This is a genomic window from Bradyrhizobium sp. 134, from assembly GCF_023074155.1.
GTDB lineage: Bacteria > Pseudomonadota > Alphaproteobacteria > Rhizobiales > Xanthobacteraceae > Bradyrhizobium.
Genome location: NZ_JADPKX010000086.1, coordinates 127,814 through 153,859 on the forward strand (window position 1 = coordinate 127,814; position 26,046 = coordinate 153,859).

A 26,046-nucleotide genomic window follows, 5' to 3' on the forward strand; every position below is an offset into this window, starting at 1 on the left:
AACGGTCGGGGGTGATCGCACTCCCGGCCGTTGCTCTTGAATGATGAGCCAAGCTGAGGGGACCAAGTTGCTGCGTGCATTGAATCGTGTGCTCGATCATCTCGAGGAATGGCTGATCGCGACGATGATCGCGGCCGCGACATCGCTCATCTTCGTTGCCGTGCTGCACCGATATGGCGCCGGGCTGTCGATCGACATCGCCAAATGGGCGGAGGCGCGCAACCTGACCTTGCTGGCCGTCCCCGCGCGAGCCGCGTTCGTCTGGCTTGCCGCTCTCGACCTGTCCTGGGCGCAGGAACTCTGCATCTACATGTTCATCTGGATGGCGAAGTTCGGTGCGGCCTACGGCGTGCGCACCGGCATCCATGTCGGCGTCGACGTCCTGGTCAATGTCCTTCCCGGCGGATCGCGCCGCCGCGTCATCACGTTCGGCCTGATGTGCGGCGCCCTTTTTACCGCCATCGTGTGCTATTTCGGGGCCGCGTTCGTCAGCCAGATGTGGCAGACCGGCCAGCAATCCAACGATTTGGAAGCGCCGATGTGGCTGGTGTATCTCACCATCCCGCTCGGCTCCGGGCTGATGTGCTTCCGCTTCCTGCAGGTGGCCTGGTCGTTCTATCGCACCGGCGAGTTGCCGCATCACGACATGGCCGGCGTCGAGGGTGTCGAAATAGACCCGGTCCATCCGGCCCCGGTCACCCGCAGTCAGGTCGTCCGCGACGAACGCAGCCCGCTCGGCTGGGTCCTGATGTTGTTGCCGGTCCTGATCGTGGCCGTGTGCTTCGCCCATTCCGCGCACGTGATCACGCTGCCGCAGGGCCTGCGTGTCGCCGTCGTCTTCGGCCTCCTGCTGTCGTTGATGCTCACGGGCATGCCGATCTCGATCGCGCTCGGCCTGACCGTGCTCAGCTTCATGTTCACGCTGACCGACGTGCGGACGGAATCGGTGGCGCTGAAGCTGTTCACCGGCATCGAGAGCTTCGAGATCATGGCGATCCCGTTCTTCATCCTTGCCGGCAACTTCCTGACCCATGGCGGCGTGGCGCGCCGGATGATCACATTCGCGACTTCGCTGGTCGGTCATTGGTACGGCGGCCTTGCGCTCTCGGGCGTGGTCGCCTGTGCGCTGTTCGCCGCGATTTCCGGCTCGTCGCCGGCCACCGTGGTGGCGATCGGATCGGTGATCCTGCCCGCGATGGTCGCGCAGGGATTTCCGAAGAGGTTCGGGGCGGGCGTGATCACGACCTCCGGCTCGCTGGGAATTCTCATTCCACCGTCGATTCCGATGGTTCTTTTTGCCGTCTCCACCAACACCTCCGTCGGCAAGCTGTTCATCGCCGGCATCGTGCCGGGACTCGTGCTCGCCATGCTGCTCGGCGCCACGACGTTCTATCGGGCCTGGCGTAACGACTATCCGAGGATGCCGAAAGCAACCCTCTACGAGCGCTTCGATGCGTTCCGCAAGTCGATCTGGGGTATCCTGCTGATCGTGATCGTGATCGGCGGCATCTACAGCGGCCTGTTCACGCCGACCGAAGCTGCCGCCGTCAGCGCGGTGTACGCCTTCATCGTCGCCGTGTTCATCTACAAGGATCTGAAGCTGCGAGACGTGCCGCGGGTGCTGCTGTCGTCGGCAAATCTTTCGGCGATGCTGCTCTACATCATCACCAACGCCGTCCTGTTTTCGTTCCTGATGACTTACGAGAACGTGCCGCAGGCGCTCGCGCAGTGGATGATCGACCAGGGCCTCGGCTGGATCGGCTTCCTCCTCGTCGTCAATCTCCTGCTGCTGTTGGCCGGCAACGTGATGGAGCCGTCCTCGATCATCCTGATCATGGCGCCGATCCTGTTTCCGGTTGCGATCAAGCTCGGCATCGATCCGATCCATTTCGGCATCCTGATGACGGTGAACATGGAGGTCGGGCTGTGCCATCCGCCGGTCGGCCTCAATCTCTACGTCGCCTCGGGCATCGCCAAGATGGGTATCACCGAGCTCACGGTCGCGGTGTGGCCGTGGCTGCTGACGATGCTGGGATTCCTGGTGCTCGTGACCTACTGGCCGGGTCTGTCGCTGTGGCTGCCAAGATTGCTGGGCATGTAGCCCGCGAACACGCTGCATCCTCTCCACCTGTGGGCGCGGGGAAACGCATCACTCCGTCCCCACCATGGCAATCGACCGCGAGATGCGGTTAGATGCCGCACGCAGGCGGGGAGGAGATCAAGATGACGGACACGTCCAGCAACGAGCCGAAGGGCGCAACACCGTCCGTTATCGCGCAGCAAACGGCGATGCTGAATGCGTTGCCGTTCTCCGACACGCGGGATTTCGACGATTCCGCGCGCGGCTTCCTCGGCACCATCGAAAACGCGGAGATCAGCAATCCGCAAGGGCGGACGGTCTGGAGCCTCGAGCCTTACGGCTTTCTCGCCGCCGAGCAGGCGCCGGCCACGGTCAATCCGAGCCTGTGGCGGCAGTCGCGGCTCAACATGCAGCACGGCCTGTTCGAGGTCGTGCCCGGCGTGTACCAGGTGCGTGGGCTCGACATCGCCAACATGACGCTGATCGAAGGCGACAGCGGCGTCATCGTCGTCGACACCCTGACCTCGATCGAGGGCGCGCGCGCCGCGCTCGAACTCTACTACAGGCACCGCGGCCAGCGACCGGTCGCGGCCGTGATCTTCACGCACACCCACACCGACCATTGGGGCGGCGCGCGCGGCGTGCTGGAGGAGGATGCACGCGCGAGCGGCCGCGTGCCGGTCATCGCGCCGAACTTGTTCATGGAGCATGCCGTCTCCGAGAACATCATCGCGGGACCTGCGATGCTGCGGCGGGCGCAGTACCAGTTCGGGCCTCTCCTCGCCAAGGGCGCGCGTGGGCAGGTCGATTGCGGCCTCGGCAAGTCGATGGCAGCAGGGTCGGTGGCGCTGCTGCGGCCGACCGATTTGATCATGGCGACCGGGGACCGGCGCGTGATCGACGGCGTCGAATTCGAATTCCAGATGGCCCCGAACAGCGAAGCGCCGGCGGAGATGCATTTCTTCATCCCGCGCTACAAGCTGTTGAACCTCGCCGAGAACTGCACCCATAATTTCCACAATCTGCTGCCGTTCCGCGGCGCCGACGTACGCGACGCGCTGGCCTGGTCGAAATATCTGGGCGAGGCCTTGCAGCTCTGGGATGGCAAGGCGGAGGCGATGTGCGGCCAGCATCACTGGCCGGTGTGGGGACGCGAACGCATCGGCACGATGATCCGGCAGCAGCGCGACCTCTATAAGTTCGCGCATGACCAGACCATCCGCCTGATGAACCACGGCCTCACCGCGGCCGAGATCGCCGAAACGATCCAGCTGCCCGAGAGCCTGGAGGGCGCCTGGCACGGCCGCGGCTATTACGGCCACATCCGGCACAATGTGAAGGCGATCTATCAAAAGTACCTGGGCTGGTACGACGCCAATCCGGTCAATCTCGATCCGCTGCCGCCGGTGGAGTCGGGCAAAAAATATGTGGAGTACATGGGCGGCGCCGACGCCATCCTCGCGCGGGCGCGTGCCGATTTCGACAAGGGCGAATTCCGCTTCGTGGCGCAGGCGCTCGGCCATCTCGTCTTTGCCGAGCCGGACAATCAGGCTGCGCGTGCGTTGCTGGCGGATACGCTGGAGCAGCTCGGCTACGCGGCTGAAAGCGCGACCTGGCGCAATGCCTATCTGTTCGGCGCGCAGGAATTGCGCCAGGGCATGCCGAAAGTGCCGGCGCGGCCGCCGATGCCGCGCGAGACGCTGGCGGCGCTGCGCACCTCACAGCTCTGGGACGTGCTCGGCATCCGCCTCAACGGACCGAAGGCGGAAGGAAAGCACATCGTGCTGAACTGGAGCTTTTCCGATACCGGCGAGACCTTCGTGCTCAATCTGGAGAACTGCGCGCTCACCTACACAGAGGGCATGCAGGCGGAAAGCGCCGATGCCAGCTTCACGCTGGCGCGGTCGACGCTCGACGAGGTGATCGCAAAACTGACCAGCTTCCCGGAGGCCGTGGCCGCCGGCAAGGTCAAATTCGTCGGCAACCCGATGCGCCTAGCCGAGCTGATGGGCCTGATGGACGAATTCCCGCGCATGTTCGAGATCGTCGAGCCGAAGCGGGCGGTGGTGAGATAGCGCTAAGCCTTCTTCCGTCATTGCGAGCGCAGCGAAGCAATCCAGAATCTCTCCGCGGGGACGGTCTGGATTGCTTCGCTGCGCTCGCAATGACGGTTGATAGAGAGGAGCGCGCCCCACAAATGTCGATGGCCGGGACATGCCCCGGCCATGACGGTCGCGATGGGATGGGCGCGTGCTCCTGCTACTCCGCGCTGCTCACCAGCTTGATCCGCGGCGCCTGTTCCTCGCCAAGGCTGCGATAGGCCGCGAGATAATCCAGCGCCATGCGCCGCGCCGTGAAGCGCGTCTCGAACTGCTTGCGGATGACGGAGCGGTCGAGTTGCTGCAGGCGGCCGACGACGCCGGCTGCGCTGAGGACGTCCTCGACGACGAAGCCGGTGAGGCCCTCGTCAATGATCTCCGGCACCGAGCCGCGGTTGAAGGCGATGACCGGCGTTCCGCAGGCCATCGCTTCGATCATCACCAGGCCAAACGGCTCCGGCCAGTCGATCGGCAGCAAAAGGCCCAGCGCGCCGCTCAAGAAGTCCGACTTCTCGTGATCGCTGATCTCGCCGATGAATTCCACCAGCGGATTGTTCTCGATCATCGGCCGGATCAGCTCGTCATAGTAATCCTGGTCGGCACGATCGACCTTGGCTGCGATCTTGAGCGGAATGCCGCAATGCGTCGCGATCTTGATGGCGCGATCGACGCCCTTTTCCGGCGCGATACGGCCGAGCACGGCGAGGTATTCCTGCTTCGCCTGCTTCGGCGTCAGCAGATTCTCGGGCAGGCCGTGGTGGATCGTCCTCACCCAGTTCGCCTGCGGCACCGGCCGGCGCTGCGCGTTCGAAATCGAGACGACGGGGACCTTCGAGAAGGTATTGAAAACCGGTTGATGCTCCGGCAGGTCGAGCCGGCCGTGCAGCGTGGTCAGGAACGGCGTCGGCTGCCGGTAGAACAGCGACCACGGATAATAATCGAGATGGAAATGGAGGAAGTCGAACTCCTCGTCGTCACATTTCTGCCGCACCCGCTCCAGCATCACCATGTGCAGAGCATTGGGATCGCGCACGGAACCGTCGAGGCGGAGCGCCCGCGGCCATAACGCGTCCAGCTTCGCCGAGGTTTGCGAATCGGCGCTGGCGAACAGCGTCACGTCGTGGCCAAGAGCCACCAGCTCTTCCGTCAACCAGTGCACCACCCGCTCGGTGCCGCCATAAAGCTTGGGTGGAACTGCCTCCGTCAACGGAGCAACCTGCGCGATGCGCATCTCACCATCTCCTCTGTGCGATCATGATTGTAGAAAGCCCCCGCCTGTTCAGCACCGGCATGCCAATCAAGGGAACGTTCCCGCACTTGCGAAGTTCCTCCTTCCGAACGTTACTTATTCGACACGTCGGATGCTCGTCGCGATGCTGCCATCACATCATCGCAGAACGCCCGCATCCGCATGTCGTGATCAGTGTGCCCGGGAACCGAGGCGAAGTGGTCGATGTTCAGTCGACTAACAGAAAAATTGAAAACATCACGACGGGGTCGATAATCACATGGATCATCTTTCTGGGTATGCGCACCGGCCGTTTGCCTTTGTTTTGCGCTATCTTCGGCGTCGGCTCGCGTCGCATCTCGTGATCCTGACCGCAGTCGTCGCGGCCGTTGCCTGCTCCGTAGGCACGCAGTATGGCGTCAAATCCCTCGTCGACAGTCTGTCGGCCGGCGCTTCGCATGGTGGAAGCGTATGGCTGGCATTCATTTTCCTCATGACGCTCATCGCCGCCGACAATTTCCTTTGGCGGATCGCGAGCTGGACGGCCAGCTTCACCTTCGTTCGTGTCACGGGTGATTTACGCCGTGACATCTTTCGTCATCTGACCGGCCACGCGCCGAGCTACTTCTCCGACCGCATGCCCGGCATGCTGACGAGCCGCATCACGGCGACGTCGAATGCGGTGTTCACGGTCGAGAACATGTTCGTCTGGAATGTGCTGCCGCCGTGCATCGCAACGGTTGCGGCCATCGCGCTGATTGGAACCGTCAGTCCCTACATGGCGCTCGGCCTGATCGTGATCGCCGGCGGCATGGTGCTTGCGATGTTCCGCCTCGCCGCCGCAGGAAAACCGCTGCATGACGACTTCGCCGACAAGGCCGCCGTCGTCGACGGCGAGATGATCGACGTCATCAGCAACATGCCGCTGGTGCGCGCCTTCTGCGGCATCGGGCACGAGCATGAGCGGTTCGACGCGACTGTGAACCGGGAGCTCACCGCACGCGGCCGCAGCCTGCGCTATCTGGAGAAGCTGCGGCTTATCCATGCCGGCGTCACTGTCGTGCTCACGATCGCCCTGATGGCTTGGGCAATCATGCTCTGGCAGGACGGCCGGGCGACCACCGGCGACGTGGTGCTGGTCTGCACCCTCGGTCTCTCCATTCTGAACGCGACGCGCGATCTCGCGGTGGCGCTGGTCGACGTCACCCAGCACGTTGCCCGGCTGACAGAGGCGATTGCCACGCTGCTGGTGCCGCATGAATTGCGCGACCACCCCGAGGCCGAGCCGCTGGTGAAGAGCGGCGCCGCGATCGCTTTCAACAATGTCACCTTCGGATATCCCGGGGCTGAAAAGATCTTCGAGCGCTTCAGCCTGCGCCTGCAACCCGGCCAGCGCGTCGGCCTGGTGGGCCAGTCCGGCGGCGGCAAGTCGACGTTGTTCACGCTGTTGCAGCGCTTCTACGATACCGACGAGGGCAGCATCACCATCGACGGCCAGGACATTTCCAAGGTGACGCAGCAGAGCCTGCGCGAAGCGATCTCGGTCGTGCCGCAGGACATTTCGCTGTTCCACCGCTCAATTCGCGAGAACATCCGCTATGGTCGCCCGAACGCGACCGACGACGAGGTGCTGCGTGCCGCAATTGCGGCGCGCTGCGATTTCGTCGAAAGCCTGCCTGGTGGTCTCGACACCATGGTCGGCGACCGCGGCGTCAAGATGTCCGGCGGCCAGCGCCAGCGCATCGCGATTGCGCGCGCCTTCCTGAAGGACGCGCCGATCCTGCTGCTGGACGAGGCGACCGCCGCGCTCGACAGCGAATCCGAGGAGGCGATCCGCGAGGCGTTGTCGCGGCTGATGCGCGGCCGCACGGTCATCGCGATCGCGCATCGCCTCGCTACCCTGCGCAATTTCGATCGCGTGGTCGTGTTGAGGGGTGGTAAGATCATCGAGGACGGGTCGCCCGAGCGTCTGATGCAGGGCCACGGGCCCTATCGTGAGCTGGTCACGCAGGAAATGAGCCGGCTCGCCCAGGCCGCCGCGTAAACCAACAGTCGCGTTCGAGTCGGTTGCGTGTCGAAACAAGCGCAGGGGAGCTGCTGATGTCGGCTGAAGCCGTTACCCAATTCGTCTCCGTGACGCGGACCGTGGACCAGGTCGCGGAGCAGCCTTTCTATATTCCGATGACAGGACCGTCGGCGCGGCCGCGGCGTTCGCTCAAGCACGACGACACCTTTATCGTGCTCGACAGCCATGGCGACATCGGCGCTTCGGCCGGCGGGCCCGATGGGCTGTTTCATCACGACACGCGCTACCTCGCGAGGCTCGAGCTCGTGCTCGACGATCTCCAGCCGTTGCTGCTGGGCTCGAACCTGCGCGACGACAATTCAGCCCTGACCGTCGATCTCACCAATCCGGACATCTACCGGCAGGGCAGCCTCGTGCTGCAAAAGGATCTGCTGCACATCGTGCGCACGATCTTCCTGTGGCGCGGCACCGCTTATCAGCGCATCGGCGTGCAGAACCACGGCGACCGCCCGGCCGGCTTCGCGCTGACGCTGCTGTTCGACAACGATTTCGCCGATCTGTTCGAAGTCCGCGGCGAGCGGCGCCCGCGCCGCGGCATCGGCTCGAGCCGGCTGTTGGGACCAACCGACGTGCTGTTCGACTACCGCGGTCTCGATGACGCCGAGCGCACCACGGGCCTGCATTTCGACCCGCGCCCGACGAAGCTGTCGGTGAATGCCGCGACCTGGCAGCTCGAACTCGACCCTCACGAGTCGAAATCCCTGTTCGTGGCCGTGTCCTGCAATCGGCCGATCGCGGAGAAGCCGGCGCGCTTTTTCCAGAGTTTGCTCGCCCATCGCCGCGAGATGCGGCAATCGACGATGGGCGCCACCAGCATCGAGACCTCCAACAACATCTTCAATGAGGTGCTGTGCCAGGCCATGGCCGACCTCAACATGTTGATGACGGAGACGCCGCAGGGCCGCTATCCCTATGCGGGGATTCCCTGGTACTCGACGACATTCGGCCGCGACGGGCTGATCACGGCGCTGCAGATGCTGTGGGTCGATCCGCGAATCGCCAAGGGTGTGCTGCGGCGGCTCGCCCATTTCCAGGCCAAGGCGGTCGATCCGCTCGCCGATGCCGCGCCGGGCAAGATCCTGCACGAGATGCGCGGCGGCGAGATGGCGGCGCTGCGCGAGGTACCGTTCGCGCAATATTACGGCAGCGTCGATTCCACGGCCTTGTTCGTCCTGCTGGCGGGAAGCTATTTCGAGCGCACCGGCGACGAGACGACGTTGACCGACCTGTGGCCGGCCATCGAGGCGGGGTTGGCCTGGATCGACGGCCCCGGTGACCCCGACAAGGACGGCTTCGTCGAATATCAGCGCGCTACGGAAAAGGGCCTCGCCAACCAGGGCTGGAAGGATTCCTACGACGCGATCTTCCATGCCGATGGCCAGCTTGCGGAAGGCAATCTCGCGCTGGCCGAGGTGCAAGGTTACGTCTTTGCCGCCAAGCGGCTCGCCGCGCGCTGCGCGCTCCGGCTCGGCAAACCCGATCTTGCCAGGAAGCTCGAGGCCGAGGCCAAGACGCTGGCCGAGCGTTTCGAGGCCGCGTTCTGGTGCGAGGAGCTCGGCACCTATGCGCTTGCACTCGACGGCAAGAAGCGGCCCTGCAAGGTGCGGACCTCCAACGCCGGCCAGGTCCTGTTCAGCGGCATGATCCGCGAGGACCGCGCGCGCCTCGTCGCCGCCGATTTGATGCGGCCGCATTTCTTCTCGGGCTGGGGCATCCGCACCGTCGCTGTCGGCGAGGTGCGTTACAACCCGATGTCCTATCATGATGGGTCGATCTGGCCGCACGACAATGCGCTGATCGCGCTCGGGCTCGCGCGCTACGGGCTCAAGCATTCGGTCGCGCATGTCTTCAAGGGACTGTTCGACGCCGCGACCTACATGGACCTGCGCCGGTTGCCCGAATTGTTCTGCGGCTTCCGGCGCGAAAAGCGGCGCGGCCCGACGCTCTATCCGGTCGCCTGCGCGCCGCAGGCCTGGGCTAGCGCCACGGCGTTCACGCTATTGGAGGCGGCGCTGGGCATCGAGTTCGACGTGGACCGCGGCGAGATCCGGCTGCGCAATCCGCATCTGCCGGCGTTTCTGCATGAGGTGATCTTGCGCGATCTGCGTCTTGGCGAGTCCAGCGTGGACCTGCGCGTCAGCCGCCATGGCGACGACGTGGCGCTGGAGGTGTTGCGCACGCGTGGCCAGATTCAGGTCTCGATCGTGCTGGCGCGCTAGCGGCGCGCCGGAAGGAGGGTGCATGCGTACCGCCGGATGGTTGGCCTTGGGCGTCGTGATCGTCGGCGGAATGACGCTCGCCGTGTCACGTGCCGCGGAGGAGTCGCCCGCACCCGCGACTGAAGCGAATGCACCGCCGACGGCGCAACCGCCGGCGTCATCGGTCCCCGTCACGCCAAAGAATGCCGCGCCACCGCCGTCGGTCACGATCATCGGCGCGAGCGATGCGCACGGTGTGCTTGGCCGTGACGTGCTCAGCGCGGCGAACGAGGACATGGGCCGCATCGTCGACGTCATCGTCGATCGGAGCGGGCACGTGCGCGCTGCCGTGATCGATTTCGGCGGCTTCCTCGGCGTCGGCAGCCGCAAGATCGTGGTGGACTGGAACGCGATGCGGTTCGGCAAGATCGTCAACAAGAAGGACAGCATCACGCTGGAATTGACCAAGGCACAGGTCGCAGCCGCGCCAGAATACAAGGAGGACACGCCGATGGTGGTGCTCGGCGCGTCCGGCAGCCTGCAGCCGCTGCAAGCTGTTCAGTGAGGCGCGGGGAGGGATGGCCGCCGGTGCTGTTGTCGAGGAAGCCGAATCATGCGGATCGCGAGGGCCGCGTTGAGCAGGATAACGTCTCGGCGCCGTCGCCGGCCGGCATTCCGGCGCCGTCGCGCCAGAGCCTGCGCGGCCTCGACTGGTTCATCTTCTTCCTCGCCGACGTGCAGACCGGATTCGGGCCGTTCATCGCGGTCTATCTGACGACCCAGAAATGGACCCAGGTCGAGATCGGCCTCGTGCTGTCGATCGGGGGCATCGTTGCCCTGATCGGCCAGATGCCAGGCGGCGCCATCATCGATGCCGCGAAATCCGAGCGGCTGGTCGCCGGCCTCGCGATCGCCACCATCGGCTGCTGCGCGCTCGCCTATGCGGCGATGCCGATCTTCCCCGTGGTGGTGGCTGCGGCCACCTTGCATGCGGCAGCGAGCTGCGTGCTCGGACCGGCGATCGCGGCGATCAGCCTCGGTCTGGTCGGCCCGCTCGCGATCGGCGAGCGTCTCGGCCGCAATGCGCGATTTGCTTCGCTTGGTAACGGCGTTGCGGCCGCGGTGATGGGAACGGCCGGCTATCTGCTGTCGAGCCGTTCGGTATTCCTGGTGACCTTCCTGCTCGCAATCCCCACTTTGATCGCGCTCTCTCGCATCCGCGAGCACGAGGTCGACATCGCGCGCTGTCACGGCGAGATGCCGCGCGAGGCGGAGGATCGCGGCGACACCAATATCTGGCATCTGATCCGGCAGCGGCCGCTCATTGTCTTCGCGGTCAGCGTGCTCTTGTTACAGCTCGCGAACGCCTCGATGATGCCGCTGATGGCAAGCGCGGTGACGGCGCGATCGAGCGAGTGGGCGACGGTGCTCGTAGCCTTTTGCATCGTCGTGCCGCAAGCGATCGTGGCACTGCTGTCGCCGAGCGTCGGGCGCAAGGCGCAAGCATGGGGTCGCAGGCCGCTACTGCTGATCGGATTCGCGGCGCTGACGATTCGCGGTCTACTGTTCGCGACCGTGCGCGATCCGTATCTGCTGGTGCTCGTGCAGGTGTTCGACGGCCTCACTGCGGCGGTGTTCGCGGTGATGATCCCGCTGATCGTGGCCGACGTCGCCTTCGGCAGCGGCCATTTCAACCTTGCGCAGGGCATCGTCGGCACGGCCATGGGCATCGGCGCGTCGCTGAGCACCGCGCTCGGCGGCTATGTCAGCGATAAATTCGGCAATGCCATGGCGTTCACCGGACTGTCCGGCGTCGCGGCGACGGGACTTCTGCTCATTCTGCTTGTGATGCCGGAGACGCGGCGCAAGGGCATGATCGCAGCAAAAGAAATGGCCGGCTGAATCAATCAGCCGGCCATGAGGGGGTGGGAGAGGGGAGATCAGGCGTCGAGATTGTGCAGGCGTGCGCGGTTGCGCAACACGATCTGGCGGGCGCCGGAGAAGCCGAGAATGCCCTGGGCGTGAAGCTGTGACAGCGCGCGCGAGACGGTCTCGAGCGTGAGACCGAGATAGTCGCCGATGTCGCGGCGGCACATCGGCAGCGCCATCATGCCGGCAACTGCGAGGCGACGGTCCATTTCGAGCAGGAAGGTTGCGACGCGCTCCATCGCGGTCTTGCGGCCCAGCAGCAGCATGTGGTCTTCGGCATGGCGAAGCTCACCAGCGGTCATGGCCCAGAGCTTGCGGGCGACCTGGACGTCGGTGGCTGCGGCCTTCTCGAGGCTCGCGCGCTTCACGAGGCGCACCGTGGTGTCGATGATGGCTTCAGCAGCGAGGCGATGGGTCGTGCCGGATTCGAGGCCGAACACGTCGCCGGGAAGGTGGAAGGAGCCGATCTGGCGACGGCCGTCGGAGAGAAGCTTGTAGCTGCGCACGGCGCCGGTGACGACCTGATAGACGTACTCGGCCGGCTCGTCCTCGCCATAGATCTCCTCTTCCTTGCGGTAGGAGAACTCGGTGGCAACGAGGCCGACATGGCCAGCGATCGCACCGAACTGGTCGGAGACGGGATGGCCCGGGGCGATCTTGCTGCCGTTGATCTGGGTCTTGATCGCCTGGGTGTTGATCGTCTGGGTCAGCATCTGCGCCATCTCCGTTGTGATGACGCTTTGGTACGCGGTATCGGGTGCCTCGAAAATTTCGCGAGATATCTTAAGGGGGGTGCCTTACGTAGAATCCCGTAGGTCAGCGTGGACCCGGTTCTGGATGGCGTGGCGGATGCGTTTGATCAGGTTTTCGTCCAGAAGCGGCTTCAGAATCACTTCATTCACGCCTGCGGCCGCCGCCCGGGCCGAGATATTCGAGTCGGGATAGCCGGTGATCAGGATCACCGGGGTGTCGCCCTCGGACTGGCGCAGTCGCCCGGCCAGCTCGATGCCGTTGATGTCGGGCATCTTGTAGTCGATCAGGTAACAGTCTGCACCGGACGGGCTCGCCGCATTGAGCAGCGCCGTGGCGTTCCTGAAGGTCCGCACGGCAAAACCGTCGGTTTCCAACAGGAAGCGCAGGGAGCCCAGCACGGCGGCGTCGTCGTCCACCACATAGACGGTTAATTTCGCGGGTGACGACATCGGGAGCCGCTCAGGATGGGAGCTGATCGCAATCATTCCGATCTGGTAGCACAGGGCGGGCGGACGGTTTTGACTTGCCTCAATCCTGGTGACTTCAATCGTTGAGCATTCCGGCCCGCATTGCCAGCCGCACCAGTTCCGACAGGCTGTTGGCCTGCATCTTGGTCATCACATTGGCCCGGTAGACCTCGATGGTGCGTGGGCTGATGTCGTACTCGCGGGCGATCAGCTTGTTGGAGAGGCCCGCGATCAGCCCCTCCATGACCTGGCGTTCCCTGGGGCTCAGGGAAGCGACGCGAGCGGCGACATCCTGGGCGATGGCGTCGTTCTTGGCCGCCGGCTCGCCCTCGCGGATCGCTGATTCGATCATGGCGACGAGGCGGTCATCTTCGAACGGCTTTTCCAGGAAATCCATGGCACCGAGCTTCATCGCCTCGACCGCGAGCGGCACGTCGCCATGGCCGGTCATGATCAGGATTGGAAACCGGCTGCGCTGCGCCTTGAGGCGCTTGAGAAGCTCGATCCCGTCGATGCCGGGCATGCGCACGTCGGAGACGACGCAACCGAAGGCGAGGCCGGGCAGGGCGTCGAGAAAACCCTGCGCGTTGTCGAACAGTGTGACGCCGAAGCCAGCCGAATCCAGCAGGAAATTCAGCGAATCCCGCATCGCCTCGTCGTCGTCAATGACGTAGATGATTCCCTTGGTCGTCATGGATCAGTTCTCGTCGGCTGCCGGCAACGTGAAGCGGAATGTCGCTCCACCCGATGCGTTGCTCTCGGCCCACATCCGGCCGCCGTGAGCCTCGATGATCGAGCGGCTGATGGATAGTCCCACGCCCATGCCGGTGTCCTTGGTGGTGAAAAAAGTCTGAAACAGGTTCGGCATGACGTCGTCCTGGAAGCCGGAGCCGGAATCGGAGACCTCGATCTCGATCATGTCGTCGGCGACGCGGGTGTTGGTGACGACGAGCTCGCGCCGAGGCGACTGCGCCATCGCTTCCAGCGCGTTGCGGAAGAGGTTGACAAGCACCTGCTGGATTTGCACCCGGTCGGCGAGCACGAGATCGGCATTGGGATTGAGGCTGAAGCGAAGCTGCACGTCCTGCTCGCGCGCGCCTGCCAGCCCGAGGGCGCCGGCCTCTTCGATCAGCTTGGACAGGCTCTCGATCCTTTTCTCCGATTCGCCGCGGGAGACGAAGTCGCGCAAGCGGCGGATGATCTGGCCGGCGCGCAGCGCCTGCTCGGCGGCGCGGTCCAGCGCGCTCTCGATCTTCGGCGTATTCGGATCCTGGCTTCCGGCGAGCAGCCGCCGCGACCCCTTCATGTAGTTGCTGATCGCTGCCAGCGGCTGGTTGAGCTCGTGAGCGAGCGCGGACGCCATTTCGCCCATCGCGCTCAGCCGCGAGACGTGGACAAGTTCGGACTGCAGTTCCTGGAGCCGCGCCTGGGTTTTCTGATGCTCGGTAAGATCGCGGACGAAACCGGTAAAATAGGGCTCGCCGCCCGACTGCATCTCGCCGATCGACAGGTGCATCGGAAAGGTCGTGCCGTCGCGGCGCTTGCCGGTCACGATCCGGCCGATGCCGATGATGTGCGGGTCGCCGGTGGTGCGATAGCGCGCGATGTAGCCGTCGTGACGTGAGCTGTCGGGCTCCGGCATCAGGATGCGGACGTTCTGGCCGATCGCCTCCGACTCGACCCAGCCGAACAGGCGCTCGGCCGCCGTGCTGAAGAACTGGATGATGCCATGGCCATCGATGACGATCATCGCATCGGGAATCGTCTGGAGAATCGAGCGGAGGTGACTTTCGCGGGTGCGCAGGGTCTCCTCGACCTGCTTTTCCTCATCGACGTCAAGAAAGATGCCGCTGAGATGTCGGGCGGCGCCGGCGTCGTCCCGAATTAGCCCCGCGCGGGCGCGGATCCACTGCGCTCTGCCCGACGCCCCCGTGACCCTGAACGACACGTCGAAGCTGCCGCCCCGTTCGGAGACGCGCCGGATCGCACTCTCGATCCGCTCGCGGTCGTTCGGCTCCAGCCGGGACAGGAACAGCGCGTAACTCACCGATTGGCCGGATTCGATTCCGAACAGGATTCTGGCCGTCTCCGACCACTCCAATTCCAGTGTCTTGAGATCGAGATCCCAGGTCCCGACGCCAAATCCCTCGATTCGAACGCGGAAATGTTCGCCCCGGCCGTCATCTTGCGGATGAATCACACGGGTCGGCGCCACACGATCACTCCCATTCTGATGCGGGGAACCGCACAGCGTTGCCGTCGGCAATGTACCCAAGGAGGGGCCAGAGGCAAGTTCCGATGTCTTATACCATTGGCAGATTTCGGGCGCGCGCGGTGATCCAAGGGTTTGATCTATCTCATCCTGCCAGCCGGCGGCCGGCTTACGATCGGATCAAAGCTCATTGCCCCGGAGACTCCGATGACATACGCGACCGTGATGGTCAGCCTGGCGCTCGATCAGCCCAACGAGGCGCGGCTTCAGGTCGCGGGCGAGCTTGCCGAACGATTTGAGGCGTCGATCATCGGCGTTGCTGCGGCGCAGTTCGCGCCGCCGCTCTACTTCAGCGATGGCGCCGCAGCGCAGGGACTGATCGATGAGGGAGAAGCCTCGGTCAAGCGACGCCTGGGCGAGCTCGAGGCGCAATTCCGCGCCGCGATCAGGAATCGCGGCGGACATGTGGAATGGCGCAGCGCCATGGATTTCCCGGCGCGCTTTACGTTCACCCAGGCGCGTTGCGCCGACATCATCGTTACCGGCGGGCAGAGCCCGGCCTTCTCCGACGCCTTCGCGCTCGCGAGCCCAAAGGATCTGGTGATGCAAGCCGGCCGGCCGATCCTGGTCGTGCCTGACGGCGTCAACTGGCTCGACCTGCGCAGCGTCCTGGTGGCGTGGAAGGATACGCCGGAAGCCCGGCGGGCGCTGGCCGATGCACTGCCGATCCTGCGCAAGGCCAGGGATGTCACCGTCCTTGCAATTCCCGAAGGTGACGACGATCGCCCCGCCGCGGTCGCTGGCGTGACCGACGTGACGGCGTGGCTTGCCCGCCATGGCGTGACCGCGATCGCGCGCGTTTCCGAAGCGGCCCGCAACGAAACTGTCGCCGGGCAACTGGAGAAGATTGCCGGCGATGTCGGCGCCAGCCTGATCGTCGCCGGTGCCTACGGTCATTCGCGCTTCCGCGAGCTGATCCTCGGCGGCGTCACCCAATATCTGGTCACTCAATCTGCCCGCTGTGTGCTGCTGTCGCACTGACGCGGGAGCGGTGCAAGACGAATCAAAGAGGACGCGCCGTGTACAGATTCCTTGAGCAGACCGTCGACGGCTACATGACGCACGACGTCAGGACGGTGAGGCGCGACCTCGACCTGCTCGCGCTCAGCGAGATGTTCGAACGCGACGATTTCAATTCCTATCCCGTCGAGGACGACGGGCAGGTCGTCGGCATCGTCACCAAGTTCGACATCCTGAAGTGCTTCGCCTTCACGCCGAGCCAGATGTTGCCGCGCTATCACGACCTGATGAGCCGCAAAATCGGCGACGTCATGACGCCCGACTTTATCTATGTCAGCCCCGACACGCGGCTGACGCGCGTGCTCCAGATCATGGTCGAGCACCGCATCAGGAGCATCATCGTGCTCGACGGAGCGCAGAAGCTGGTCGGAATCATCGCCCGCGAGGACGTCATCGCGGCGCTCAAGGCGACGGCACGCGAGTGACGTTTCCCCTTCTCCCCTTGTGGGAGAAGGTGGCATAGGCGGCCTTCGGCGTCCGTTCTTGAGAACGCCGAAGCGAAGCTTCGGCTATGGCCGGATGAGGGGTTCTCTCCATGGAAAGACGACTTTCCGTGCGGAGCCAACCCTCACCGAGCGAGTTTGCCGCGCCGTCCTCGCTGCCCTCTCCCGCAAGGGGAGAGGGCACATCAACTGGCGGTGGCGCAACTCTCACATTAACAGAAATCCACATAGCTTGATTTCAATCAATTCCCCGCAAGGATGAATGTGGTTTCTGGCCCTGTGTTCTTTCAGAGAGAATCCGCATGAGCCAGCCCTCCATCTCCAAGTCCATGACGTCAGGTGAAAGCGGCCTGGCTGTCGTGTTCGCGGTCACCGCCTTCCTCTGCGTGATTGCCTCGGCCAAGGCGCTCGATGCGCCCTTCGCCTTCCACGCCGCGCTGAGCGCGGCAGCGAGCCTCGCCGCGGTCTTCTGCATCATCAACCGCTACCTCGACCGGCCGGCGGCGCTGCCGCCTGCGGAGATCAATGGGCGCCCCAATTACAACATGGGGCCGATCAAGTTCTCCTCCGTCATGGCGATGTTCTGGGGCATTGCCGGCTTTCTCGTTGGTCTCATCATCGCCTCGCAACTGGCGTGGCCGGCGCTGAACTTCGATCTGCCCTGGACCAGCTTCGGGCGCCTGCGTCCGCTGCACACGTCCGCGGTGATCTTCGCCTTCGGCGGCAACGTCCTGATCGCGACCTCCTTCTACGTCGTCCAGAAGAGCTGTCGCGTTCGCCTTGCAGGCGATCTCGCGCCCTGGTTCGTCGTCGTAGGCTACAACTTCTTCATCCTGATCGCCGGCACGGGCTATCTGCTCGGCGTCACCCAATCGAAGGAATATGCCGAGCCGGAATGGTACGCCGATCTGTGGCTGACCATCGTCTGGGTCACCTATCTGCTTGTCTTCCTTGCCACGATCATCAAGCGCAAGGAGCCGCACATCTTCGTCGCGAACTGGTTCTATCTCGCCTTCATCGTGACGATTGCGGTCTTGCATCTCGGCAACAACCCGGCGCTGCCGGTCTCGGTGTTCGGCTCGAAATCCTACATCGCCTGGGGCGGCATCCAGGACGCCATGTTCCAGTGGTGGTACGGCCACAACGCGGTCGGCTTCTTCCTGACCGCCGGCTTCCTCGCCATCATGTACTACTTCATCCCGAAGCGGGCCGAGCGGCCGATCTACTCCTACCGTCTCTCGATCATCCACTTCTGGGCGCTGATCTTCCTCTACATCTGGGCCGGCCCGCACCATCTGCACTACACGGCGCTGCCGGACTGGACCCAGACGCTCGGCATGACCTTCTCGATCATGCTGTGGATGCCGTCCTGGGGCGGCATGATCAACGGCCTGATGACGCTGTCGGGGGCCTGGGACAAGCTGCGCACCGATCCCGTGCTGCGCATGCTCGTGGTCTCCGTCGCCTTCTACGGCATGTCGACCTTCGAAGGCCCGATGATGTCGATCAAGGTGGTCAACTCGCTCAGCCACTACACCGACTGGACCATCGGCCACGTGCACTCCGGCGCGCTCGGCTGGGTCGGCTTCGTCTCCTTTGGCGCGCTCTACTGCCTCGTGCCCTGGATCTGGAATCGCAAGGGCCTCTACAGCCTCAAGCTCGTCAACTGGCACTTCTGGATCGCGACGCTTGGCATCGTCCTCTACATCTCGGCGATGTGGGTGTCCGGCATCCTCCAGGGTCTGATGTGGCGCGCTTACACCTCGCTCGGCTTTCTCGAATATTCCTTCATCGAGACTGTCGAGGCGATGCATCCCTTCTACATCATCCGCGCTGCCGGCGGCGGGCTGTTCCTGATCGGCGCGTTGATCATGGCCTATAATCTCTGGATGACGGTTCGCGTCGGCGAACAGGAAGTCCAGATGCCCGTCGCTCTCCAGCCGGCGGAATGAGGAGTTTTCCATGTCGTTCTGGACACGCCACCAAATCTTCGAAAAGAACTCGATCATCCTGATCGTCGGCATCCTGCTGGTGATCGCGATCGGGGGGCTCGTCGAGATCACCCCGCTGTTCTACCTCAAGAGCACGATCGAGGCGGTCGACGGGATCCGGCCGTATACGCCGCTGGAGCTCGCCGGGCGCAACGTCTACATTCGCGAGGGCTGCTATCTCTGCCATTCGCAGATGATCCGCCCCTTGCGCGACGAGGTCGAGCGCTACGGTCATTTCTCGCTGGCCGCCGAGAGCATGTACGACCATCCGTTCCAGTGGGGCTCGAAGCGCACCGGTCCCGATCTTGCCCGCGTCGGCGCCAAATATTCCGACGACTGGCACGTCACCCATCTGACCAACCCGCGCGCAATCGTGCCGCAGTCGGTGATGCCCGGCTATCCGTTCCTCAGCAAGACCGAGGTCGATCCGGACACGATCGCCGACCACATGCGCACGCTGCGGACCGTCGGCACGCCCTACACCGACGACCAGATCGCCAATGCGGGCGCCGACATGAAGGCCCAGGCCGATCCTGACAATGCAGGCTCCGACGCCTTCACCAAGCGTTACGCCAAGGCCGTGGTGCGCAACTTCGACGGCAAGGCCGGCACACCGACCGAGATGGACGCGCTGATCGCGTATCTCCAGATGCTCGGCACGCTGGTCGACTTCAAGATCTACAACGAGAAAGCCAATCTTCGCTGAGAAGGCACCAACGATGAAAGCCATCCTGACCCTCGACAATCTCGCGTCCGGTCTCGTGACCACGATCTGGACGCCGGTGTTCGTCGCGATCTTTGTCGCGATCATCGCCTACGCATTCTGGCCCCGTAACAAGGCAGCTTTCGACGAAGCGGCACACCTGCCGTTGCGGGAGGAGTAAGAGATCATGACCGATCATCATAGCGACATCGATCCCGTCTCCGGCAGGTCCACGACCGGACATGAGTGGGACGGCATCAAGGAGCTCAACACGCCGCTGCCGCGCTGGTGGGTGATCAGCTTCTACCTCACCATCGTCTGGTCGATCGGCTACTGGATCGTGTATCCGGCCTGGCCGCTGATCTCCAGCAATACCACCGGCCTGTTCGGCTACTCGACACGCGCCGACGTCGCGGTCGAGCTCGCCAATCTCGAGAAGATCCGCGGGGCCAAGATGGTTGCGCTGGGCGCGGCCTCACTCGCCGACATCGAGAAGGATCCAGCCCTGCTCGCGCTCGCGCGAGCCAAGGGCAAGACCGTGTTCGGCGACAATTGCGCGCCGTGCCATGGCTCAGGCGGCGCCGGCGCCAAGGGCTATCCGAACCTCAACGACGACGACTGGCTGTGGGGCGGATCGCTCGACCAGATCATGCAGACCATCCAGTTCGGCGCACGTTCCGGTCACGCCAAGGGGCACGAAGGCCAGATGCTCGCCTTCGGCAAGGACGGCGTGCTGAAGCCGGACGAGATCGTCACGGCCGCCAATTATGTTCGGGCACTGTCGGGCCTTCCGACTCGCAAGGGCTATGACGCGGCCAAGGGCGAGAAGATCTTCACGGAGAATTGCGTCGCCTGCCATGGCGACGGCGGCAAGGGCAACCCGGAGATGGGCGCTCCCAACCTGACCGACAAGATTTGGCTCTATGGTTCGGACGAGGCGTCGCTGATCGAGACCATCAGCCAGGGCCGCGCGGGCGTGATGCCGGCTTGGGAAGGGCGGCTCGATCCCGCCACCATCAAGGCAATGGCAGTTTACGTCCACTCGCTGGGCGGCGGAAAATAGCCAATCCGGCACAGGCGGGGGCGAATAAAAAAAGCCCCCGCTTGCGCTGGATCAACTGACGCGGCGGCGTCGGGTCTAGGTTTTATCGCACCTCTCGAAAAGCTCCAGGCGATGAACAGGACCGTGAACCCAAAAGAGCTCCCATTAGACGATGACAACGGGCCGCTCTATGTGGCCCAGAAGAAAGTCTATCCCCAGAGCATCTCCGGCACCTTCCGCCGGATCAAATGGGGCCTGATGGCGTTCTGCCTCGGCGTCTATTATTTCCTGCCGTTCGTGCGCTGGAACCGCGGCCTCGGTGCTCCGAGCCAGGCGGTGCTGATCGATCTTCCCAACAGCCGCTTTTATTTCTTCTTCATCGAGCTGTGGCCGCAGGAGGTCTACTACTTCACCGGCCTGCTGATCGTCGCCGCGGTGGCGCTATTCCTGATGAACTCCGTCGGCGGCCGCATCTGGTGCGGTTATCTCTGTCCGCAGACAGTCTGGACCGACCTGTTCTATGCGGTCGAGCGCCTGATCGAGGGCGACCGGCGCGAGCGGATGAAGAAGGACAAATCGTCCGACCCGATGAAGCTGGAGCGCATCTCCGAGATCGTGCTCAAGCATTCGATCTGGCTTTTGATTGGGTGGTGGACCGGTGGCGCCTGGGTGCTCTATTTCAACGATGCACCGACGCTGGTTAGGGAACTCGTCACCTTCCAGGCGCCGATGATCGCCTATATCTGGATCGGCATCCTCACTGCAACGACCTACGTGCTCGCCGGCTTCATGCGCGAGCAGGTCTGCACCTATATGTGTCCGTGGCCGCGGATCCAGGCCGCGCTCACCGACGAATGGGCGCTCAACGTGACCTATCGTTACGATCGCGGCGAGAAGCGTACGTCGGTGAAGAAGGCAGCCGAGCTGCGCGCGCTCGGCGAGCAAGTCGGCGACTGCGTCGACTGCTATCAATGCGTCGCCGTGTGCCCGACCGGCATCGACATCCGCAATGGACCGCAGCTCGAATGCATCCAGTGCGGGCTCTGCATCGACGCCTGCGACAACGTGATGACGAAAATCGGCCGGCCGAAGCGGCTGATCGGCTATGACAACGACGTTAACATCCAGCGCCGCCAGGAAGGCAAGGCGCCGGTCTACCGCATTGTCCGGGCTCGCACCGTCGCCTACAGCGCGATCATCGCGGCGGTCGGCGGCATCATGATCTATACGCTGGCGACCCGCAGCCTGCTCGACATCAACGTGCTGCACGACCGCAACCCGGTCGCTGTCAGGCTCAGCGACGGATCGATCCGCAACGCCTACACGGTGCGGCTGCTCAACAAGAGCGGCTACGATCGGGTCATCGCGATCGACGCGAACGGTCCGGTCAATGCGACGATCCATGTCATCGGGATCGATTCAGTGACGCAGGACCGGCCGATGATCGTGGTTCCGCGCGACTCCACCAGCGAGCTGCGGGTGCTCGTGACCGCGCCGGTGGAGGGCAATCCGGAAAAGTCGATCCCGGTTCGCTTTCACGTCACCGATATCGGGCTCGGCGAAGTCGCCAGCGCCACCGACAATTTCGTCGCGCCCTAGGATCAGGAGTTCGCCATGGCAACCAAGCCGCTGACCGGAACCAAGGTGTTTCTGATGCTGGTCGCCTTCTTCGGCGTCGTGATCGGCGTCAACGTGACCATGATGAAGCTCGCGATCGCGACGCTGCCGGGCACGGACGTCGACAGCCCCTATGCCGCGGGGCTCGCCTATGACCATGAGATCTCCGCGGCCCAGGACCAAACCGCGCGAAAATGGAAGGTCAACGCGCATGTCGAGCGCCGCGCCGATGGCGGCGCCGTGCTTCAGGTCGAGGCGCGCGACGCGAGCGGACAGCCGATCGCCGGACTGAAATTCGGCGGCCGCTTGGAGCGGCCGACCGACAAGCGCGCCGATCTCGCCATCGAGCTCTCGGAGACCGGCATCGGCCTCTATCGTGGCAATGCAGCATCGGTCGCGCCGGGCCAGTGGGATCTGGTGATCGAGGGCGAGGCGCGGGGAACGCGCGTGTTCATGTCGCGCAACCGCGTGATCCTGAACTGAAGGATTTTGCCATGCACGTCTCGCGGGACTTTTCGCATTACGTCCGGACTGCGGGCGAGGGCGTCCAGCACATCGACCTCGCGGTCGAGGGTGTCCACTGCGCCGGCTGCATGGCCAAGATCGAGCGCGGCCTATCCGCGATTCCCGACGTCACGCTGGCGCGCGTGAACCTCACCGACCGGCGCGTTGCGCTGGAATGGAAGGCGGGCACGCTCGATCCGGCCCGCTTCATCGACCGCCTCGAAGAGCTCGGCTATAAGGCCTATCCTTACGAAACCGAGAGCGCGGAGGCGAGCGAGGTCGCGGAATCGCGCTTCCTGCTGCGCTGCCTCGGCGTCGCCGCGTTCGCCACCATGAACGTGATGATGCTGTCGATTCCGGTGTGGTCCGGCAACGTCTCGGACATGCTGCCGGAGCAGCGCGATTTCTTCCACTGGCTGTCGGCACTGATCGCACTGCCGGCGGCGGCCTATGCCGGCCAGCCGTTCTTCCGCTCGGCCTGGCGCGCGCTGTCGGCCAGGACCACCAACATGGACGTGCCGATCTCGATCGGCGTGACGCTGGCGCTCGGCATGTCCGTGGTCGAGACTATCAACCACGCCGAGCACGCCTATTTCGACGCGGCGATCATGCTGCTCACGTTCCTCCTGGTCGGCCGCTTCCTTGACCAGAACATGCGGCGACGGACCCGCGCGGTCGCGGGCAATCTCGCCGCGCTCAAGGCGGAGACCGCGGCCAAGTTCATCGGGCCTGACGAGATATCTCAAGTGCCGGTGGCTGCGATCTATCCCGGCGACATCGTGCTGCTGCGCCCCGGCGAGCGCTGCGCGGTCGACGGCACCGTGATCGAGGGCCGCTCCGAAATCGACCAGAGCCTGATCACCGGCGAGACGCTCTATGTCACCGCCGAGCAGGGCACGCCGGTCTATGCGGGATCGATGAACATCTCAGGGACCTTGCGGGTGCGGGTCTCGGCGGCCTCCGAGGCGACGCTGCTCGCCGAGATCACGCGGCTGCTCGACAATGCGCTGCAGGCGCGCTCGCGCTACATGCGCCTTGCAGACCGCGCTTCGCGACTCTACGCGCCGGTGGTGCATGCCACAGCGCTCGTCACCATCCTCGGCTGGGTCATCGCGGGCGCCGGCTGGCATGATGCGATCGTGACCGGCGTCGCGGTGCTGATCATTACCTGTCCCTGCGCGCTCGGGCTCGCCATTCCAACGGTGCAGACGGTGGCTTCGGGCGCGATGTTCAAGGCGGGTGTGCTGCTGAATTCCGGCGATGCCATCGAGCGTCTCGCGGAAGCCGATCACGTCATCTTCGACAAGACCGGCACGCTGACGCTGCCCGATCTCGAAGTGATGAATGCGGCCGATATCCCCGCTGATATCTTCGAGCTTGCCGGGCGGCTCGCGCTGTCGAGCCATCATCCGGTCGCCGCCGCGGTCGCGCAGGCCTCCGACGCCAGATCGCCGATCGTTAGCGCGGTCGAGGAGGCCGGCCAGGGCGTGCGTGCCGTCGTCGATGGCATCGAGATTCGCCTCGGCCGTCCGTCCTTCTGCGGCGCCGAGACGCTGGTCTCCGACCTGACAAATCTCGATCCCGAAGCCTCCGTCGTGGCGTTCAGCAAGGGCAGCGAAAAATTCATCCTCTCCGTGCGCCAGGGCCTCCGTCCCGATGCGCAGGCTGTGATCGCGGCGCTGAAGGCGCGCAATATCGGCGTCGAGATTCTCTCCGGCGACCGTGAACCGGCGGTGATCGCGGCGGCCCATGCGCTGGGTATCTCCGAATGGCGAGCCGGCGTGACCCCGGCCGACAAGATCGCGCGGATCGAGGTCTTGAAGCAGCGGTGCATGAAGGTCCTGATGGTCGGCGACGGCATGAACGATGCGCCGTCGCTGGCGGCAGCGCACGTCTCGATGTCGCCGATCTCGGCCGCGCATTTGAGCCAGGCGACCGCCGATCTCGTCTTCCTCGGCCGACCGCTGGCCCCAGTCGTCGCCGCCATCGACGCGTCGCGCAAGGCGTTGCACCTGATGCGGCAGAATCTCTGGCTTGCGATCGGCTACAATGTCCTCGCGGTGCCGGTCGCGATCAGCGGCGTCGTGACGCCCCTGATCGCGGCTGCCGCCATGAGCGGATCGTCGATTCTGGTGATGCTGAATTCGCTGCGTGCGCGCGGCGCCTCGCGGGAGATCGTGTGATGGAGATCCTCGTCATCCTGGTGCCGCTGGCGCTGATGCTCGGTCTCGCCGGTCTCGTCGCCTTCCTCTGGTCGCTCCGGAGCGGCCAGTACGACGATCTCGACGGCGCCGCATGGCGCGCCATCGCCGACGACGAGCCGCCGCAGGAGGTGCCGGTCAAGCGCTAGCGCTTCAAGGCGAGCGTCAGCAGGGCAGCCGCAGCAAGGGCAGCGCCGACACCCGCGACGCACGCCTGCCAGCCGAACCCGTCGAACAGCCGGCCGAGCACGGCCGTCCCGACCAGGCCGCCGCAGAAGTAGCAGGCAAGATAAGTCCCGCTGGCGATGCCGCGGCTGTCGGTCGCCGCCTGTCCTACGAATCCTGTCGCAGCCGCTTGCGCGAAGAAGGTGCCGACGCCAACCAGAACCATGCCGGTGACGACTTCGCCCAGATGCGGCGCCAGCAGCAGCGGCAGGCCCAGCCCGGCGACGGCCAGCGAACCCCAGATCGTCGGCCGCGCTCCCAGCCGCGTGGCCACCTTGCCGGCCAGCAAGGTCGTGACGACCGACGGCAGGAAGACGAAATAGACAAGGCCCAGGTCCATCATGCCGAGCGAGAGCGGCGGCTGGACCAGCACAAAATTCACGAAGGTGAAGGTGCCGATGAAGGCGAACAGGATGCAAAATCCGATGCCGAAGGCCGCGCGCAACTGCGGATTGCGCCAGTGCGCGATCGTGGCGGAGAGGGGAGATCCCGCAGGCATCATCGCGTGCATCGGCCGCACGCGCCCGATGGTGAAATAGACCAGCACTGCGCCGGCCAGATTGAGGGCTGCGAAGAAATAAAAATTCCAGGCGAGGCCCAAGCCGTCGGCGACCGCCGCCGAGATCAGCCGGCCGACCAGGTTGCTGGCGACATTGCCGGTGATGTAGGCGGCAAAGGCGCCGCCGGCATCCATCGTGCTGCATTGTTCGCCGAGATAGGCGAGGGTTAGCGCGAAGGCGGATGCCATACACAGGCCCTGCGCGATCCGCAAAGCGGTGAAAACCGCGAGATTTGGCGCGGTCGCCAGCAGGCTGGTGGGGACTGCCAGCAGCCCGAGGCTGAGCAGGATGCCGGTCCGCCGGTTGATGCGCGGGCTGAAGAAGCCGACGACGAGGCTGGCTATCGCCATGCCGAAGGTGCTGGCATTGACGGCAAAGCCCATCGCCGCCGGTGTGACGCCGTAATGGCGCGTCAACGAAGGCAGGATCGCCTGTGTCGCGAACAGGTCGACGACCGTGAGGAAGGCAGTGAGGCCGATCACGAGGGAGCGAAGCGCGAGACCTGGTGAATGCGTGTCCATCGTCATCGCGGTCGGTTTGATCGACGCGGAAAGATCGGTCATGGCAGGCCTCCCTTGTGATGAATGTGGCGCCCGCATGTGGGGCAGCATGGGGATCACGGGCGCCA

Annotated in this window: 22 protein-coding genes and 1 pseudogene; 17 read left to right on the top strand and 6 right to left on the bottom strand. The window is 64.4% G+C overall.

Annotated features, from left to right (window positions below):
* Positions 1 to 124: 124 nt before the first annotated feature.
* From IVA75_RS40405 to IVA75_RS35515, 3 genes and pseudogenes are all read left to right on the top strand, one after another.
* A pseudogene (locus IVA75_RS40405) lies at positions 125 to 601 on the top strand (TRAP transporter small permease subunit); the annotation flags it as partial.
* Positions 602 to 820: 219 nt separating this feature from the next.
* Complete coding sequence (locus tag IVA75_RS40410; protein WP_245287869.1) at positions 821 to 2,101, top strand: TRAP transporter large permease subunit; 1,281 nt, start codon at positions 821 to 823, stop codon at positions 2,099 to 2,101.
* 122 nt (positions 2,102 to 2,223) lie between these two features.
* On the top strand, positions 2,224 to 4,155 hold the full coding sequence (locus IVA75_RS35515; protein ID WP_247288456.1) for an alkyl sulfatase dimerization domain-containing protein: 1,932 nt from the start codon (positions 2,224 to 2,226) through the stop codon (positions 4,153 to 4,155).
* Positions 4,156 to 4,339: 184 nt separating this feature from the next.
* On the opposite strand, the gene IVA75_RS35520 is transcribed toward IVA75_RS35515, so the two are convergent.
* A complete protein-coding gene (locus IVA75_RS35520; RefSeq protein WP_247288458.1) occupies positions 4,340 to 5,410 on the bottom strand; it encodes a glycosyltransferase family 4 protein in 1,071 nt (356 codons plus the stop codon).
* A gap of 277 nt (positions 5,411 to 5,687) precedes the next feature.
* Between IVA75_RS35520 and IVA75_RS35525 the strand changes: the two genes are divergently transcribed.
* Genes IVA75_RS35525 through IVA75_RS35540 form a run of 4 tightly spaced genes read left to right on the top strand, consistent with a single transcriptional unit; the run spans position 5,688 to position 11,593 of the window.
* On the top strand, positions 5,688 to 7,451 hold the full coding sequence (locus tag IVA75_RS35525) for an ABC transporter ATP-binding protein (protein WP_247288460.1): 1,764 nt from the start codon (positions 5,688 to 5,690) through the stop codon (positions 7,449 to 7,451).
* A gap of 56 nt (positions 7,452 to 7,507) precedes the next feature.
* A complete protein-coding gene (locus IVA75_RS35530) occupies positions 7,508 to 9,712 on the top strand; it encodes an amylo-alpha-1,6-glucosidase (RefSeq protein ID WP_247288461.1) in 2,205 nt (734 codons plus the stop codon).
* A gap of 22 nt (positions 9,713 to 9,734) precedes the next feature.
* Positions 9,735 to 10,256 carry a PRC-barrel domain-containing protein gene (locus tag IVA75_RS35535; protein WP_027568795.1) on the top strand — a complete coding sequence of 174 codons (522 nt, stop codon included), beginning with the start codon at positions 9,735 to 9,737 and terminating at the stop codon, positions 10,254 to 10,256.
* A gap of 23 nt (positions 10,257 to 10,279) precedes the next feature.
* On the top strand, positions 10,280 to 11,593 hold the full coding sequence (locus IVA75_RS35540; RefSeq protein WP_247288462.1) for an MFS transporter: 1,314 nt from the start codon (positions 10,280 to 10,282) through the stop codon (positions 11,591 to 11,593).
* 38 nt (positions 11,594 to 11,631) lie between these two features.
* Here the strand turns inward: IVA75_RS35540 and IVA75_RS35545 are convergent, their stop codons facing one another.
* The 4 genes from IVA75_RS35545 to fixL all read right to left on the bottom strand — a co-directional run bounded on the left by IVA75_RS35545 (position 11,632) and on the right by fixL (position 15,055).
* The gene (locus IVA75_RS35545; protein ID WP_007594028.1) at positions 11,632 to 12,333 is read right to left on the bottom strand and encodes a helix-turn-helix domain-containing protein; all 702 of its coding nucleotides are present in this window, start codon (positions 12,331 to 12,333) and stop codon (positions 11,632 to 11,634) included.
* A gap of 84 nt (positions 12,334 to 12,417) precedes the next feature.
* Positions 12,418 to 12,858 carry a response regulator gene (locus tag IVA75_RS35550; RefSeq protein ID WP_247288463.1) on the bottom strand — a complete coding sequence of 147 codons (441 nt, stop codon included), beginning with the start codon at positions 12,856 to 12,858 and terminating at the stop codon, positions 12,418 to 12,420.
* A 58-nt stretch (positions 12,859 to 12,916) separates the two neighbouring features.
* A complete protein-coding gene (fixJ, locus tag IVA75_RS35555; RefSeq protein WP_247288464.1) occupies positions 12,917 to 13,534 on the bottom strand; it encodes a response regulator FixJ in 618 nt (205 codons plus the stop codon).
* 3 nt (positions 13,535 to 13,537) lie between these two features.
* Complete coding sequence (gene fixL / locus IVA75_RS35560) at positions 13,538 to 15,055, bottom strand: sensor protein FixL (RefSeq protein WP_247288465.1); 1,518 nt, start codon at positions 15,053 to 15,055, stop codon at positions 13,538 to 13,540.
* Between the two features lie 204 nt (positions 15,056 to 15,259).
* Here fixL and IVA75_RS35565 point away from each other — a divergent pair, with 204 nt between their 5' ends.
* The 10 genes from IVA75_RS35565 to ccoS all read left to right on the top strand — a co-directional run bounded on the left by IVA75_RS35565 (position 15,260) and on the right by ccoS (position 24,782).
* Complete coding sequence (locus IVA75_RS35565) at positions 15,260 to 16,093, top strand: universal stress protein (RefSeq protein WP_247288466.1); 834 nt, start codon at positions 15,260 to 15,262, stop codon at positions 16,091 to 16,093.
* 38 nt (positions 16,094 to 16,131) lie between these two features.
* Positions 16,132 to 16,557, top strand: coding sequence for a CBS domain-containing protein (locus IVA75_RS35570; protein WP_247288467.1), 426 nt, complete (start codon positions 16,132 to 16,134; stop codon positions 16,555 to 16,557).
* 320 nt (positions 16,558 to 16,877) lie between these two features.
* Positions 16,878 to 18,527 (top strand): cytochrome-c oxidase, cbb3-type subunit I, encoded by a 1,650-nt coding sequence (gene ccoN, locus IVA75_RS35575; protein ID WP_007607681.1) that lies wholly within the window; start codon positions 16,878 to 16,880, stop codon positions 18,525 to 18,527.
* Between the two features lie 10 nt (positions 18,528 to 18,537).
* Positions 18,538 to 19,272 (top strand): cytochrome-c oxidase, cbb3-type subunit II, encoded by a 735-nt coding sequence (ccoO, locus tag IVA75_RS35580; RefSeq protein WP_247288469.1) that lies wholly within the window; start codon positions 18,538 to 18,540, stop codon positions 19,270 to 19,272.
* A gap of 13 nt (positions 19,273 to 19,285) precedes the next feature.
* The gene (locus tag IVA75_RS35585) at positions 19,286 to 19,450 is read left to right on the top strand and encodes a CcoQ/FixQ family Cbb3-type cytochrome c oxidase assembly chaperone (protein WP_007594016.1); all 165 of its coding nucleotides are present in this window, start codon (positions 19,286 to 19,288) and stop codon (positions 19,448 to 19,450) included.
* A 6-nt stretch (positions 19,451 to 19,456) separates the two neighbouring features.
* Entirely contained in the window at positions 19,457 to 20,332 is an 876-nt protein-coding gene (gene ccoP, locus IVA75_RS35590; protein WP_027568802.1) for a cytochrome-c oxidase, cbb3-type subunit III, read from the top strand.
* A gap of 111 nt (positions 20,333 to 20,443) precedes the next feature.
* Complete coding sequence (ccoG, locus tag IVA75_RS35595) at positions 20,444 to 21,910, top strand: cytochrome c oxidase accessory protein CcoG (RefSeq protein WP_247288471.1); 1,467 nt, start codon at positions 20,444 to 20,446, stop codon at positions 21,908 to 21,910.
* A 15-nt stretch (positions 21,911 to 21,925) separates the two neighbouring features.
* Positions 21,926 to 22,411, top strand: a complete 486-nt coding sequence (locus tag IVA75_RS35600; protein ID WP_247288474.1) for a FixH family protein — start codon at positions 21,926 to 21,928, stop codon at positions 22,409 to 22,411.
* Positions 22,412 to 22,422: 11 nt separating this feature from the next.
* Complete coding sequence (locus IVA75_RS35605; RefSeq protein WP_247288475.1) at positions 22,423 to 24,615, top strand: cation-translocating P-type ATPase; 2,193 nt, start codon at positions 22,423 to 22,425, stop codon at positions 24,613 to 24,615.
* On the top strand, positions 24,615 to 24,782 hold the full coding sequence (ccoS, locus tag IVA75_RS35610; RefSeq protein WP_027568806.1) for a cbb3-type cytochrome oxidase assembly protein CcoS: 168 nt from the start codon (positions 24,615 to 24,617) through the stop codon (positions 24,780 to 24,782). The genes IVA75_RS35605 and ccoS overlap by 1 nt, the downstream gene beginning before the upstream one ends.
* Here the strand turns inward: ccoS and IVA75_RS35615 are convergent.
* Positions 24,779 to 25,981, bottom strand: a complete 1,203-nt coding sequence (locus IVA75_RS35615; protein ID WP_247288478.1) for an MFS transporter — start codon at positions 25,979 to 25,981, stop codon at positions 24,779 to 24,781. The genes ccoS and IVA75_RS35615 overlap by 4 nt on opposite strands.
* Positions 25,982 to 26,046: the final 65 nt, after the last annotated feature.